Source organism: Actinoplanes sp. NPDC089786 (assembly GCF_040684855.1).
Classification (GTDB): Bacteria; Actinomycetota; Actinomycetes; order Mycobacteriales; family Micromonosporaceae; genus Actinoplanes.
In genome coordinates, this window is sequence record NZ_JBFBGU010000007.1 from 1 (window position 1) to 12,860 (window position 12,860).

The following is a 12,860-nucleotide window of genomic DNA, read 5'->3' on the forward strand; positions in this document are numbered from 1 at the left end:
GGATCACCCCGACCGAGCTGACCCTGGACGACGGCCGCCCGGTGGTCGCCGGGTGGGGCGACACCGGTGGCCCGGTGATCCCGTACTACGCGTGGGACGGCGGCCGGATCCGGGTCGACGTGATCTTCGTGGAGGGCCCGCACCGGCTCCGGCTCACCCTCGACCCGGCGACGAACACGTTCGCCGAGGACTGGCAGACCGAGCCGCTCGGGCCCACGCCGCTGCGCTACCTGCGGATGCCGACCACCTCGACGTAGCGGGAGGGCACCTTGAGCGTGCCGTCGGTGGCCACGTTGGACGAGTCGGCCAGCGCGACGATGTCGTCGTACAGCGCCTTGCCGTTGTCGCCGAGCGCCTCGAACGCCTTCAGCGTCGGGCCGTAGTGCTCCTTGAAGAAGTCGGCGAGTCCGGCCGCCGAGGCGAACCGGAACACGAAGTCGCGCGGCGTGATCGTGAGCTCGAAGGAGCCGCCGAGCAGTTCCCGCAGCCGGTCGGGGGAACCCCACAGCGGCGGCGGGCTGATCCCGGGCGGCGGGGGCACGTGCCGGCCGATGGTCTTGAACAGCCCGCCGATGAAGCCGTCGGGCGCCCAGTTGGCCAGCGCGACCGTGCCGCCGGGACGGCAGACCCGGGCCAGCTCGGCCGCCGCGACCTCCTGGTGCGGCGCGAACATCACCCCGACCACGGACAGCACCGCGTCGAACTCGCCGTCGCCGAACGGCAGCGCCTCGGCATCCGCCTCCTGGATCGACAGCGGCAGCCGCTCGGCCATCGCCCGATCAGTGGCCCGGTCGAGCAGCGCCGGCACGTAGTCGGTGGCCAGCACGTCGCAGCCGCAGCGGGCGGCGGCGAGGGACGCGTTGCCGGTGCCGGCGGCCACGTCCAGGACGCGGGCGCCGTAGGACAGGTCGGCCGACTGCACGAGCAGTTCGGCCATCGGATGGATGAGGGCCGCCACGGCGCCGTAGTCGCCGCTCGCCCAGGTCTTCTGCTGCTTCGCCTTGATCCCGTCAAGGGCCAGTGTCGATGTCATGCCGACGACGCTAGGAGGGGCGGCCCCCGCTAGTCATGGGTGGATCTCCCCATCTTGAGAACCGCGGCCGTCCGCGACCGCACGCCGAGCTTGGTGAGGATCGCCGACACGTGGTGATCAACGGTCTTCGCCGAGAGGTGCAGCCGGGCCGCGATCTGCGCGTTGCTCAGACCCTCGCCGATCAGGCCGAGGACCTCCCGCTGCCGCGCGGTCAGCCCGGTGGGGTCGGCCGAGGTCGAAGCCCGAGGCCCCCGGGGTACGCGCAGACCACGGTCCCGCAGGTCACGCCGCAACCGGTCAGCCCGCGCGACCGCACCGAGCCCGTCGAAGACGCGCAAGGCGAAAGCACAGGCGTCGGCGTCACCGTGGGACAGGGCCTCGGCCCGGTCGTACGGGCACCCGCGGGCCTCCCACTCCTCGGCCGCGCCACGCCAGTCCCCGCGGATCAGCAGCCGGTACGGGGTGGCCACCAGGGCCGGCGCCTCGCTCAGCCGCCCGCACCGCCACAGCCAGAACGCCAGCTCACCGGTCATCCACGGCTGCCCGACCGGCTCGACCACCTCGAGCCCGCGCTTGGCCTCGGCCGCCGCCCGGTCCACGTCGCCGGTCAGCCACAGGTGCTCGGCCAGCGCGATCGCCCCGGGCGCGACGAACTGCGTCTCGCCGGTGCCGTGCCCGCGTTCCGCCGCCAGCCGCACGTCGTCGAGCGCGCCCTCCTGGCCGCGCCGGCCGCGGATGGCGCCGCGGACGGCCAGCGACAGCACCAGCGCCCCGCCGGGCATCTCGGTGCCGACGATCGCCTGGTCGGCCAGGTCGCAGGCGGTCGAGAAATCCCCGCGCAGCATGTGCAGCCGGGCCTGATAGCCGAGCAGGTGCCGGGTGTATCCGTCGAGGTCCCGGGCGTGGGTGAAGGACAGCACCCGGTCCAGGGTCTCCGAAGCGGTCGCCAGATCGAGCCAGTCGGTCGCCATGCAGGCCAGGTTGACCAGGGCCCGGGCGGCCGGGTCGTCCGCGCCGATCGCCAGGGCCGAGGCGTGGGCCTCCTCGAGTTCGTCCCGGCCGGTGGGGTAGTTCCGGTACATCCGGGCGGTCCCGATCGCGATCAGCGAATGTGCCGCCGTCGTCACGTCCCCGGTCTCGCGGGCCAGCTCCAGCGCCAGGGTGCCCTGCTCGATCGCCTCGGTGTCCCGGTCGGAGAGCATCAGCAGGCTGGCCCGCTGGCTCTGCGCCGCGGCCAGGCCGGGCCGGTCGGGCAACCCGGCCAGCACCTCGATGGCGCTCCCGATCGCGGTCATCGCCTCGCCGGTCTGCCCCAGCCACCAGGTCAGCCGGGAGACCCAGCGCAGGTCGTCACCGATGCGGGGCCGGTCACCCAGGGATTCGCGCAGGGCGAGGGCTTCCCGGTACGCGGCCAGCGCGTCCACCGTCAGCCCGCCGTGGTACGCGGCCAGCCCGTACGCCTCCAGCAACCCGGCACGGTCGGCGGCGGCGAACTCCCCGGCCAGCGGCAACGCCGTCGCGTAGTGGGCGGCCGCCTGCCGGTACGCGCCCACCGCGGCCGCCCGCCCGGCCGCCACCGGCGCCCAGCGCAGCACCGCGGCCGCGTCCCCGGCGTGGTGGGCGTGGTGCACGAGCCGCGCCGGGTCCACCCAGGACCGCCCGGCCAGCGCGGCCAGCACCTCGGCGTGCAGGGCGGCACGCCGCACCGGCGACAGCGCCTCCTCGACCGCCCGCCGCAGCAGCTCGTGCCGGTACGCGACCCCATCCCCGGCCACGGTCAGCACCCCACCGGCCAGGCATTCCTCGACCGCCTCGGCCCGGCCGCCGAGCAGCGCCGCCTCGGCCCGGGTGGGCAGTACCGCCACCAGCCCCGCGACCTCACGGCCGGCGTCCGACAACGCCGCCAGCCGGGACAGCACCAGATCACGCACCGTGGCCGGGACCCGCTGGTCGGTGGCCAGGACCTCGGTCACCAGCAGCGCGTTCCCGCCCGTCACCTCGTACACGTGGGCGGGCGAACGACCCGCACGCTCCGCGAGGTCGGCGACCGCCGCGACCGACAACGGCTTGAGCGACAGCCGGCGCAGCGCCGGCCGCGGCAGACCCGCCAGGACGGCGCGCAACTGATGGGCCGGGCCGACCTCGTCGTCGCGGTAGGTGAGCACGAGCAGCGCCCGGAACCGCGACAGCCGCCGCCCGAGGAAGGCGACCATGTCCAGCGTGGCCTCGTCGGCCCAGTGCACGTCCTCGACGATCAGCACCGGACGGGCCGCCCGCGGTGGCACGTCGAGCAGGTCGATCAGCGCGTCGAAGACCCGGTCACGTGGCCGGTCGGCGACCAGCTCGCGCAGCGCGCCACCGGCCTGCCGGGCGATGTCGTGCAGCGGGCCGAGCGCACGCGGCGTGAGCAGCGGATCGCAGGCGCCCCAGTAGACCCGGGCCCGCCCGCCCGACCGCTCGGCGAACGCGCCGGCCAGCGCCGACTTGCCCGCGCCGGCCTCGCCGGAGATGACCGCGACGTGTCCGCCGGTGGCGCTGGCGGTCAGCAGATCGTCCAGCGCGGCCAGCGGCGCGGCCCTCTCCAGCAGGTCCATCACGGCCGATGATGGCAGGTCAGCGCCCCGCCGGGCAGTCGCCTTACGGCCGAATCACGCGGTGTTGCCTATACGCGCGCAGAGCAGGGCGCCTGCTCTGAGCGCGTATGGGCAACACCCGCGGTCACGCTGCGTCGTGCAGGATCTCGGCCAGCGCGGCCGGCTGGTCGATCATCGGCCAGTGCGAGCCGGGCAGTTCCCGGAAGTCGCCGACCATGTGCTGGAAGGCCGGCACCGAACCCGACATCGACCGCACGTCGGCCGCGGTGAAGCTGGACATCACGAACATCCGGGGCAGCTTCTCCCACGCTCCGGTGTAGTGCACCGGCGTGGTCGCCGTGGCGACCGGCTGCGGCACGGAGAGCCTGGTCAGACGCTCGTGCTGAACCTTCACCGCGTGTTCCCAGGGCGGCGGTGGCACGTCTTCGGAGGGTGCGGGCGCGCCGGCGTCGAAGTCGGCCTGCGCCATGCCCTCGGGCAACGGTCCGGTGTCGACGAACACCAGCTTGGCGATCCGGTCCGGGATGCGGTCGGCCACGCTCGGTGTCACCACCGCCCCGGCGTAGCTGTGCCCGACCAGCACGACGTCGTCGAGTTCCTCGTACGCGATCAGGTTGAGAACGTCGGTCACATGCGTCTCGAGGCCGGCGCCGCCGAGATGGGCCCGCTCCCCCAGGCCGGTCAGGCTGAGCGCGTGCACGTCGTGGCCGCGTCCGCGCAGGTCGGCGGCGACGTCGCGCCAGGACCAGGCGCCGATCCAGAACCCCGGGACAAGAACGTAGGTCGTCATGATCCCCACGCTAGCCACGATTACGGCCAGATCGTGACCGCAATCAGAGCTGACCGTGGTTCGGCGGCAGGACGTCACCCAGCTCGTACGCGCCGAGGTGGTGGTATTTCCAGTCGATCGGGTCGTGGACGCTGTGCGTGCGCGCGTTGCGCCAGTGCCGGTGCAGGTCCCAGCGCTCGTCCACGGCGCTCGTGCCGCACAGCGCGAACAGCTCGCTCGCCGTCTCGACGGCGACCTCGCTGGCGAAGGCCTTCGCGGCCGCGACGGCGAGCGACCCGCGTGCGGCGGCTTCGGCGTCGGCGGGGACCAGACCGATTCCGTCGAGGGTACGGGCGGAGTCCGCGAGCAGCGCCTCCGCCGCGCGGACCCGGCCGGCCGCCCGCCCGTACCGGTGCAGCACGTGCGGGTCGCCGGCCGCCGAGGTGGCACCGGCCCGCACCGCCTCGGTCGACGGGCGGGCCCGTTCGCGCAGGTAGGCGCGGGTGTCCCGGAGCGCCCCACCGGCGATGCCGGCCTCGATCGCCGCGTGCACGAGCTGGGCCCGGGCGCCGAGCTGCTGGGGCACGGCGAACGCGCCGGCGTAGTCGACGACCAGCTCGGGCTCGACCGGCACGCCCTCGAACCGGGCGGTGCCGCTGATCGTGGCCCGCTGACCCATCACGTTCCAGTCGGTGTCCACGGTGACCCCGGCCTCGTCCCGCCGGACGAAGACCAGCGTGAGCCGGCCCTCCGCGTCCAGGGCGCTGACCGCGATCCAGGCCGCGGTGAGCGCGCCGGTCGTGTAGTACTTCGTCCCGTCGAGCACGCCGGCGGCGTACCGCGTCTTGAGGTCTTGAGCATGCTTGCCGCCGCGCTCGGCCAGCGCGTTGCCGATCCGCCGGCCGGCCAGCACCTCGCCGAACAGCCGCTTGCGGGCATCGGCCGAGCCGTGCACGGCGAGAACGTCGACCAGCAGCCAGTGTCCCTGCGGCACCTGGGCCAGCGCGGGGTCGACGGCGGCGAGCACCCGCACCACCTCGGCCAGCGTCACAGGGCCCAGCCCCGGACCGCCGTCGGTCGCCGGCACCGTGATGCCGAGCAGCCCGGAGTTGTCGAGCACGCCGAGCGCCTCGGCCGGGATCACCGAGGAGCCGGCCCGGTCCCGTTCCACCACCCCGCCGGCCCAGGCCGCCGCGACCTGTCCGGCGGCGGCAACAGCCTCGTCATGGGTGCTCAGCATGGGCACGGTCCCCTCCCCGGCTCGTGGCGGCGGGTCAGCCTATCGCGCCACACCGGCTGAACTCCGGCCGCGAACCGTCGTCGTCCTCCGCATGGACGAGATGAACCAGGCGATCAACGGGCTGGCCCTGGCCGCGCAGCAGGCCGCGTTGCTGCGGGGCGCGCTGACCTCGGGCTTCCTGACCCACCTCGGCGGGGAGATCGGGGTCGCCGAGCTGGCCGGGCGGACCGGGCTCGGGCCGGGCCGGGTCCGTGACCTCTGCGTCGCCCTGCGCGCGGCCGGCGTGCTGGACTGCGACAACCCGGACCGGTACCGGCTGAGCGGCACCTACGCGCCGCTGCTGCGGGACGGCGCCGACGTGCACTACGCGAACCTGCTGGGCAACGTCGCCGTGCGCGAGCGGCTGTACGCGCGGATGTTCACGCCGGAGGGCCCGGACCGGTACGCCGATCTCTCCGCCGCGGACCGGGCGGCGACCGCGGCCGGCTCGTCGGTGGTGCCCTCGACCGCCCTCGCCCGGCAGTCCGTGCGGGCCAGCGTCGAGCAGATCCCGGGGTTCGCCGACGCGCTGTCGGCCGGCGACGTCCGGTATTTGGAGCTGGGCTGCGGACTCAGCGGCCACCTGCTCACCCTGTTGGATCTCTATCCGAGGCTCACCGCGGTCGGCGTCGACCTGGCCGGCGACCTGCTGGAGCTCGCGCGGGCCGACGCCGAAGGCCTCGGGGTGGCCGGCCGCATCCGCTACGTCGAGGAGGACGCCGCGGTCTTCACCGACCCGGAGCCCTTCGACATCGTGTACTGGAGCCAGCTCTTCTTCCCCGCCGCGAGCCGGGCCAAGACCCTGGCCAACGCCTATCGGCTGCTGCGACCGGGCGGTCTGCTGATCGTCGCGGCCCTGCCCGGCCCGGCGCCCGGACCGGTGAACCCGCAGCACGCCCTGCGCAACCTCCTGCTGAGCGCGTGGGACGTCCCGGTGGTGACCGCCGACGAGCTCCGAGCCGAGCTGGCGTCGGCCGGATTCACGTCGCGGGCCGGCAACGCTTCCATGGTCGTGGCCCGGCGCGGCGCAGAGAACGACGATGCCGCGTGACACACTCGGTCCCGTGAGCGATGGGGAACTGGCCAGTTACAGCCTGGTCGAGCTGGCGCTCGATCGGCTCAGCCGGGAGATCCTCAGCGGCCGCGTCGAGCCGGGCGAGCGCCTCGTCGAGGAGCAGCTGACCCGGCAGCTGGGCATCAGCCGCGGGCCGCTGCGGGAGGCGTTGCGCCTGCTCGCGCAGCAGGGGCTGGTCGAGCACATCCCGCGCCGGGGCGCGCGCGTGGCCACTCTGTCCGACGAGGATGTCCGCGAGCTGTACGAGATCCGCGACCTGCTCGAGCGGCACGTGGCGTCGGCCCTGCCACCGGTGCTCGACCTGGCCGGCCTGCGGGGCGCGGTCGAGGTGATGCGCAAGGCGACCGAGACCGGTGACCGGTTCGCCACCGCCGAGGCGCACCGCCGGTTCCACGTCGAGGTGGTGGCCCTGAGTGGTAACCGTCAGCTCACCGCCCTGTTCGAGTCGATCCTGGTCCGCCTCCAGCTCTACATGGCCGTGAACCTCGCCCGGGAGGCCGAGGCGGCCGACGCCGCCGACGGGGTGCTGCGGCACGAACGGTTGCTGGCGGCGGTGGAATCCGGCGACCAGGACGCGATCAAGGAAGCGTTGAGCAGGCACGGAGGACGCGCCTTCCTGGCGCGGTAATCAGCCGGTAGCACGACGGCGCGGGTGCCCGACACAATTCTGTCAACAATCGACAGAATGAACGGCGTCTGGATCAGCATGATCCCGGAGCGGGACGGCCCGCCCGGCCCCCTCCACGGCCTCCGGTTCGCGGTCAAGGACAACATCGACGTGGCCGGCGTGCCGACCACGGCCGCCTGCCCCGACTTCGCCTACGTCCCCGAGCGCACCGCGCCGGTCGTGCAGCGGCTCCTCGACGCCGGCGCGCGGCTGGTCGGCAAGACCAACCTGGACCAGTTCGCCACCGGCCTCACCGGCGCCCGCTCCCCCTACGGCGCCCCGGAGAGCGTCTTCGGCGGTGGCCTCATCTCCGGCGGGTCCAGCTCCGGCTCGGCCGTCGCGGTCGCAGCCGGCGAGGTCGACTTCTCGCTGGGTACGGACACCGCCGGCTCGGGCCGGGTGCCCGCCGCGCTCAACGGCATCGTCGGGCTGAAGCCGACCCGGGGCCTGCTCAGCACGGCCGGGGTGGTGCCGGCCTGCCGGTCGCTCGACTGCGTGTCGGTCTTCGCCCGCGACGTGAAGCTGGCGGCGACGGTGGCGACCATCGCCCGCGGGCCGGCGCCGGACGACCCGTGGGGCCGGACGGGCGAACGGACGATCCGCGGTCGCGTCGTCTTCGGCGTACCCGAGGAGCTGGATTTCTTCGGTGACGACGGGCAGGCGCGCGCCTTCGGGCAGGCGCGGCAGAAGCTCGGCGATGTTCTGGAGGTCGGCATCGGGCCGCTGCTGGAGGCCGGCGACCTGCTCTATCGCGGCCCGTGGGTGGCGGAACGGCTGGCCGACCTGGGCGGGTTCCTGGACAAGCACCCGGACTCGGTGCTGCCGGTCACCCGGGCCGTGCTGGACCGCGGGCGGGCCTTCACCGCGGCCGACGCGTTCGCCGGGATGCACCGGCTGCAGGAGCTCAAGGCCTGGACCGAGCGGCTGTTCCGGACCATCGACGTGCTGGTGCTGCCGACCGTCGGCACCACCTACACGCACGCCGAGATCGCCGCCGACCCGATCGGGCGCAACCTCAACCTCGGCCGGTACACCCAGTTCACCAACCTGCTCGACCTCGCCGCGGTGGCGGTGCCGAACGGACGGACCGCGGACGGGCGGCCGGCCGGGATCACCTTCTTCGGGCCGGCGTTCAGCGACGACGACCTGGCCCGGGTGGCCGCCGCCTGGAGCCCTCTCGCACCGGAAGGACTTCCCGCATGACCGCACGTATCGGACCGGTCAAGGCCAACCCCTACCTCTGGCCGTACGACGGCTCGGTCGACGTCGGCCACGTCGCGTTGCTCTGCATCGACTGGCAGACCGACTTCTGCGGCCCGGGCGGCTACGTCGAGGCGATGGGCTACGACATCGAGCTCACCCGGGCCGGGCTGCCGGCCACCGCCCGCCTCCTGGCGCATGCTCGTGAGCTGGGCATGCTGGTCGTGCACACCCGGGAGGGCCACGACCCGGACCTGTCCGACCTGCCGGCCAACAAGCGCTGGCGCTCGGCCCAGATCGGCGCCGAGATCGGCGGGCCGGGGCCGTGCGGCCGGATCCTGATCAAGGGCGAGCCGGGCTGGGAGATCGTCCCGGAGGTCGCCCCGGCGCCCGGCGAGGTGATCGTCGACAAGCCGGGCAAGGGCGCGTTCTACGCCACGAATCTGGACCTCGTCCTGCGTACCCATGGCATCACGCACTTGATCCTGACCGGGATCACCACGGACGTCTGTGTGCACACGACCATGCGCGAGGCCAACGACCGCGGGTACGAGTGCCTGATCCTGGCCGACTGCACGGGGGCCACCGATCCCGGCAACCACACCGCCGCGCTGCACATGGTCACCATGCAGGGCGGCGTCTTCGGTTGCGTGTCCACCTCGGACGACGTCATCGCGGCCACGGAGGCCTGACATGGAAGTTCCCGCCACACCCACCCCCTTCACCTTCGATCCCTCGGCCACCGCCCTGCTCGTCATCGACATGCAGCGCGACTTCCTGCTGCCCGGCGGGTTCGGCGAGAGCCTGGGCAACGACGTCTCGCAGTTGCGCCGGACCATCGAGCCCCTGGCCGCCCTCCTGGCCGCGTGGCGCTTGAAAGACCTGCCCGTCATCCACACCCGCGAGGGTCACCTGCCCGATTTGTCGGACTGCCCACCGGCCAAGCTGCGGCGTGGCCCGGACATCGGCCGGCCCGGACGATTCGGGCGCATCCTCATTCGTGGCGAATACGGGCACGACATCATCGACGAGCTGGCGCCGGTGGGCGACGAACCCGTCATCGACAAGCCGGGCAAGGGCGCCTTCTACGCGACCGAGCTAGCCGACATCTTGGACAAGATGCAGGTGACCAGCCTCGTTGTCACCGGTGTCACGACCGAGGTCTGCGTCCACACCACCGTGCGCGAGGCCAACGACCGCGGCTTCGAGTGCCTGGTCCTGGCCGATTGCGTCGGCTCCTACTTCCCGTCGTTTCACCAGGTCGGCCTGGAGATGATCGCCGCTCAGGGCGGGATCTTCGGCTGGGTCGGCTCCTCGTCGGACCTTATCGAAGCGGTGGGAGAGATCAAGTGAAACTGCCTTATTGGGTACGCGGTGACACGAACGCGTTCTTCGGCTTCGGCGTCAACGTGCTGGTGAACGTGCTGACCCTGACCGGCCTCTGCATCGGCGTGATCAAGATGCCGGCCTCCGACGTCTTCGGCGTCATCCTGCCGGCCCTGGGCATCGCGCTGGTCGCCGGCAACATCTACTACACCCACCTGGCCCGGCGCCTGGCCCGCAAGGAGAACCGCAGCGACGTCACGGCCATGCCGTACGGCCCGAGCGTCCCGCACATGTTCATCGTGATCTTCGTGATCATGCTGCCGATCTACCTGACCACGGGCAACGCGATCCGGGCGTGGACGGCCGGCATCGCGTGGGCGTTCATCATCGGCGTCATCGTGCTGATCGGCGCGTTCGTCGGCCCGTACATCCGGAAGTACGCCCCGCGCGCCGCCCTGCTCGGCACCCTGGCCGGCATCTCGATCACCTTCATCTCGATGAACCCGGCCGGGAACATGTGGCGCGCCGCCTGGATCGCCCTGCCGGTCCTCGGCCTGCTGCTGATCGGCCTGCTCACCGACGTGAATTCACCGAGGCGATGACCAACGTGGAGAGCGCCGCCACCGCCGGCGACCGGTACAACCTGCGCAGCGTGCTGCTGGCCGACGGCGCCGGCGCGGTGATCGGCTCGGTGCTGGGCTCGCCCTTCCCGCCCGCGGTCTACGTCGGGCACCCCGGCTGGAAGGCCGCGGGCGGCCGGACCGGCTACTCGATGGCCACCGGCGTGGTGATCGCGCTGCTCTGCTTCTTCGGGATGTTCGGGCTGCTCGGCACCATCTTCCCGACCGCCGCGATCGTGCCGATCCTGCTCTACATCGGCCTGCTGATCGGCGCGCAGGCGTTCCAGGCGACCCCGCGGGCGCATGCCGCGGCCGTGGTCGCGGCCCTGATCCCGAACATCGCCTCGTGGGCCACCGGTCAGATGGACAACGTGCTCGCCGCGGCCGGGACCACCGCCGCCGACGTCGGCATACCGGCGCTGGCCGGGGCGGGCGTGGTCTACGACGGCCTGAAGACGCTGGGCTCCGGCGCGATCCTGGCCGGTCTGGTGCTGGGCGGGATCGTCGCGTTCATCATCGACAAGCGCTTCTGGCACGCGGCGGTGTTCGCCGGCGCCGGAGCGGTGCTCACGTTCGTCGGGCTGATCCACGCCGAGAAGGTCCAGTGGAACGCGGACGGCCAGGTCACCCTGGGCTACCTCTTCCTGACCGTGGTCTGCGTGCTCTTCGCCCTCTCGAAGCCCGCGCCGCGCGAGCCGGCGCCCGACGAGGAGCCCGCCGAGGAGCCCGCCGGTGAGCGGGAGCCGGCGGCGGTCGCCTGACATGGAACTCGATCGGCCGGAGGTCATCACCGAGGTCGCGGCGGCGTTCGAGGCCTACGAGGAGGCGCTGGTGGCGAACGACGTGGACCGCGTCATCGGCTTCTTCGCCGCCGATGCGGTCCGCTTCGGGGTCGCCGACCAGCAGTCCGGCGTGACCGAGCAGGAGCGCTGGCGCCGCGCCCAGCCCGCCCTCCCGCCGGGACGTCATCTCAAGGACACGATCATCCGGGGGTACGGAGCGGACGTCGCGATCGTCACCACCCTGTTCGGCTACCCGGGCCGGGACGTGCTCGGCCGCCAGTCGCAGACCTGGGCCCGGCGGCCCGAGGGCTGGCGCATCGTGCACGCCCACGTCTCCGAACCGGGTGCGGACGGGCCAATCCCGCCGGACCGTTGAACCCATGGCCGTTCCGCTCGTCGGAACGGCCATGGATGACATGAACGAGGCAGTGGGCGCGCTCGGCCTGGCGGCTCAGTCGGCGGCGCTGCTGCGGGGAGCGCTGACCTCCGGCTTCCTGGCCCGGCTGGCCGGCGAGGTGAGCGTCCGGGACCTGGCCCCGGCGACCCGGCTCAGCCCCGGCCGGGTCCGCGACCTGTGTGTCGCCCTGCGCGCGGCCGGGGTGCTGGAGTCCGACAACCCCGACCGCTACCGGATCAGCACCACCTACGCGCCGCTGCTGCACGGCGGCGCCGACACCCAGGTCGCCAACCAGCTGGCCTTCGTGGCGGTCCGCGAGCGGCTGATCGAGCAGATGTTCACGCCCGACGGCCCGGCCCGCTACCAGGACCTGCCGGACGCCGACCGGGCCGCGCTGGCCGCCGGCGTCACCCTGGCCCCGTCCACGCCGCTGGCCCGCGCGGCGATGACCGGGGTCGTCGAGGGCATCCCGGCCTGGCAGTCCCTGCTGGCCGGCGCCGTCCGCTACCTGGAACTGGGCTGCGGCCTGAGCGGCGCCATGCTCACCATGCTCCAGCTCTACCCCCGGCTCACCGCGGTCGGCGTGGACCAGGCGGCCGACCTGCTCGACCGGGCCCGCGTCGAGGCGGCCACGCTCGGGGTCGCCGACCGGGTCCGGTTCGCGGCCGAGGACGCCGCCGTCTTCAGCGACCCGGAACCATTCGACGCGGTGTTCTGGAGCCAGTTCTTCTTCCCGGCCGCGTCCCGGGTCAAGACCCTGGCCAACGCGTACGACCGGCTCCGCCCCGGCGGCCTGCTGATCGTCCCGTCCCTGATCGCCCCCGGCACCAGCCCGTCCGACCCGGCGACCTCGCTCAACGTGCTGCTCGCCCAGGGCTGGGACATCCCGGCCCTGACCGCCGACGAGCTGTGCACCGAGCTCACCACGGCCGGCTTCGTCTCCCCGTCCGTCCACCCGAGCCCCTTCGCCACCGCCGTCGTCGCCCACCGTCCGTAACCGCCTTGCGCTGAGCACATATACGCATCACCCGCGCCGGGCGGCGTCCTTGGCGCGCATCGCGTCGTTGTCGCCGGTCTTGAACGAGCAGCAGTTCCCAGACCCGATGGTCACGGCGCCT

General features: G+C 73.1%; 14 protein-coding genes. 10 read left to right on the forward strand and 4 right to left on the reverse strand.

The window, feature by feature from the left end; translation table 11 throughout:
- The coding region (locus AB0O15_RS21940; RefSeq protein ID WP_364321322.1) for a hypothetical protein at positions 1-257 on the forward strand (257 nt) is incomplete at its 5' end.
- Here the strand turns inward: AB0O15_RS21940 and AB0O15_RS21945 are convergent.
- The 4 genes from AB0O15_RS21945 to AB0O15_RS21960 all read right to left on the reverse strand — a co-directional run bounded on the left by AB0O15_RS21945 (position 227) and on the right by AB0O15_RS21960 (position 5,636).
- On the reverse strand, positions 227-1,033 hold the full coding sequence (locus tag AB0O15_RS21945; RefSeq protein WP_364321325.1) for a class I SAM-dependent methyltransferase: 807 nt from the start codon (positions 1,031-1,033) through the stop codon (positions 227-229). The genes AB0O15_RS21940 and AB0O15_RS21945 overlap by 31 nt on opposite strands.
- 29 nt (positions 1,034-1,062) lie before the next feature.
- A complete protein-coding gene (locus AB0O15_RS21950) occupies positions 1,063-3,627 on the reverse strand; it encodes an AAA family ATPase (protein WP_364321328.1) in 2,565 nt (854 codons plus the stop codon).
- A 124-nt stretch (positions 3,628-3,751) separates the two neighbouring features.
- Positions 3,752-4,417, reverse strand: coding sequence for an alpha/beta hydrolase (locus tag AB0O15_RS21955; RefSeq protein ID WP_364321331.1), 666 nt, complete (start codon positions 4,415-4,417; stop codon positions 3,752-3,754).
- A gap of 43 nt (positions 4,418-4,460) precedes the next feature.
- Positions 4,461-5,636 (reverse strand): acyl-CoA dehydrogenase family protein, encoded by a 1,176-nt coding sequence (locus AB0O15_RS21960; RefSeq protein WP_364322110.1) that lies wholly within the window; start codon positions 5,634-5,636, stop codon positions 4,461-4,463.
- Between the two features lie 91 nt (positions 5,637-5,727).
- Here AB0O15_RS21960 and AB0O15_RS21965 point away from each other — a divergent pair, with 91 nt between their 5' ends.
- The 9 genes from AB0O15_RS21965 to AB0O15_RS22005 are packed head-to-tail and all read left to right on the forward strand — an operon-like array spanning position 5,728 to position 12,739.
- Positions 5,728-6,726 (forward strand): class I SAM-dependent methyltransferase, encoded by a 999-nt coding sequence (locus AB0O15_RS21965; protein WP_364321334.1) that lies wholly within the window; start codon positions 5,728-5,730, stop codon positions 6,724-6,726.
- A 13-nt stretch (positions 6,727-6,739) separates the two neighbouring features.
- A complete protein-coding gene (locus AB0O15_RS21970; RefSeq protein ID WP_364321336.1) occupies positions 6,740-7,378 on the forward strand; it encodes a GntR family transcriptional regulator in 639 nt (212 codons plus the stop codon).
- A gap of 57 nt (positions 7,379-7,435) precedes the next feature.
- Entirely contained in the window at positions 7,436-8,620 is a 1,185-nt protein-coding gene (locus AB0O15_RS21975) for an allophanate hydrolase (protein WP_364321339.1), read from the forward strand.
- Positions 8,617-9,309, forward strand: coding sequence for an isochorismatase family cysteine hydrolase (locus tag AB0O15_RS21980; RefSeq protein ID WP_364321342.1), 693 nt, complete (start codon positions 8,617-8,619; stop codon positions 9,307-9,309). Before AB0O15_RS21975 ends, AB0O15_RS21980 begins: the two co-directional genes overlap by 4 nt.
- A gap of 1 nt (position 9,310) precedes the next feature.
- On the forward strand, positions 9,311-9,970 hold the full coding sequence (locus AB0O15_RS21985; RefSeq protein WP_364321345.1) for an isochorismatase family cysteine hydrolase: 660 nt from the start codon (positions 9,311-9,313) through the stop codon (positions 9,968-9,970).
- Positions 9,967-10,545: a hypothetical protein gene (locus AB0O15_RS21990; protein WP_364321348.1), complete on the forward strand. Its 579-nt coding sequence runs from the start codon at positions 9,967-9,969 to the stop codon at positions 10,543-10,545. Before AB0O15_RS21985 ends, AB0O15_RS21990 begins: the two co-directional genes overlap by 4 nt.
- On the forward strand, positions 10,542-11,324 hold the full coding sequence (locus AB0O15_RS21995) for a hypothetical protein (protein ID WP_364321351.1): 783 nt from the start codon (positions 10,542-10,544) through the stop codon (positions 11,322-11,324). The genes AB0O15_RS21990 and AB0O15_RS21995 overlap by 4 nt, the downstream gene beginning before the upstream one ends.
- A gap of 1 nt (position 11,325) precedes the next feature.
- Entirely contained in the window at positions 11,326-11,721 is a 396-nt protein-coding gene (locus AB0O15_RS22000) for an AtzH-like domain-containing protein (RefSeq protein ID WP_364321354.1), read from the forward strand.
- Positions 11,722-11,725: 4 nt separating this feature from the next.
- On the forward strand, positions 11,726-12,739 hold the full coding sequence (locus tag AB0O15_RS22005) for a class I SAM-dependent methyltransferase (protein ID WP_364321357.1): 1,014 nt from the start codon (positions 11,726-11,728) through the stop codon (positions 12,737-12,739).
- Positions 12,740-12,860: the final 121 nt, after the last annotated feature.

Excerpts from the sequence above, each read along its gene's own strand:
- AB0O15_RS21985 (WP_364321345.1), top strand. The coding sequence starts at position 9,311 with ATGGAAGTTCCCGCCACACCCACCCCCTTCACCTTCGATCCCTCGGCC.
- AB0O15_RS21965 (WP_364321334.1), top strand. The coding sequence starts at position 5,728 with ATGGACGAGATGAACCAGGCGATCAACGGGCTGGCCCTGGCCGCGCAG.
- AB0O15_RS22000 (WP_364321354.1), top strand. The coding sequence starts at position 11,326 with ATGGAACTCGATCGGCCGGAGGTCATCACCGAGGTCGCGGCGGCGTTC.
- AB0O15_RS21950 (WP_364321328.1), bottom strand. The coding sequence starts at position 3,627 with ATGGACCTGCTGGAGAGGGCCGCGCCGCTGGCCGCGCTGGACGATCTG.
- AB0O15_RS21975 (WP_364321339.1), top strand. The coding sequence starts at position 7,436 with ATGAACGGCGTCTGGATCAGCATGATCCCGGAGCGGGACGGCCCGCCC.
- AB0O15_RS21945 (WP_364321325.1), bottom strand. The coding sequence starts at position 1,033 with ATGACATCGACACTGGCCCTTGACGGGATCAAGGCGAAGCAGCAGAAG.
- AB0O15_RS21960 (WP_364322110.1), bottom strand. The coding sequence starts at position 5,636 with ATGCTGAGCACCCATGACGAGGCTGTTGCCGCCGCCGGACAGGTCGCG.
- AB0O15_RS21980 (WP_364321342.1), top strand. The coding sequence starts at position 8,617 with ATGACCGCACGTATCGGACCGGTCAAGGCCAACCCCTACCTCTGGCCG.
- AB0O15_RS21995 (WP_364321351.1), top strand. The coding sequence starts at position 10,542 with ATGACCAACGTGGAGAGCGCCGCCACCGCCGGCGACCGGTACAACCTG.
- AB0O15_RS21955 (WP_364321331.1), bottom strand. The coding sequence starts at position 4,417 with ATGACGACCTACGTTCTTGTCCCGGGGTTCTGGATCGGCGCCTGGTCC.
- AB0O15_RS22005 (WP_364321357.1), top strand. The coding sequence starts at position 11,726 with ATGGCCGTTCCGCTCGTCGGAACGGCCATGGATGACATGAACGAGGCA.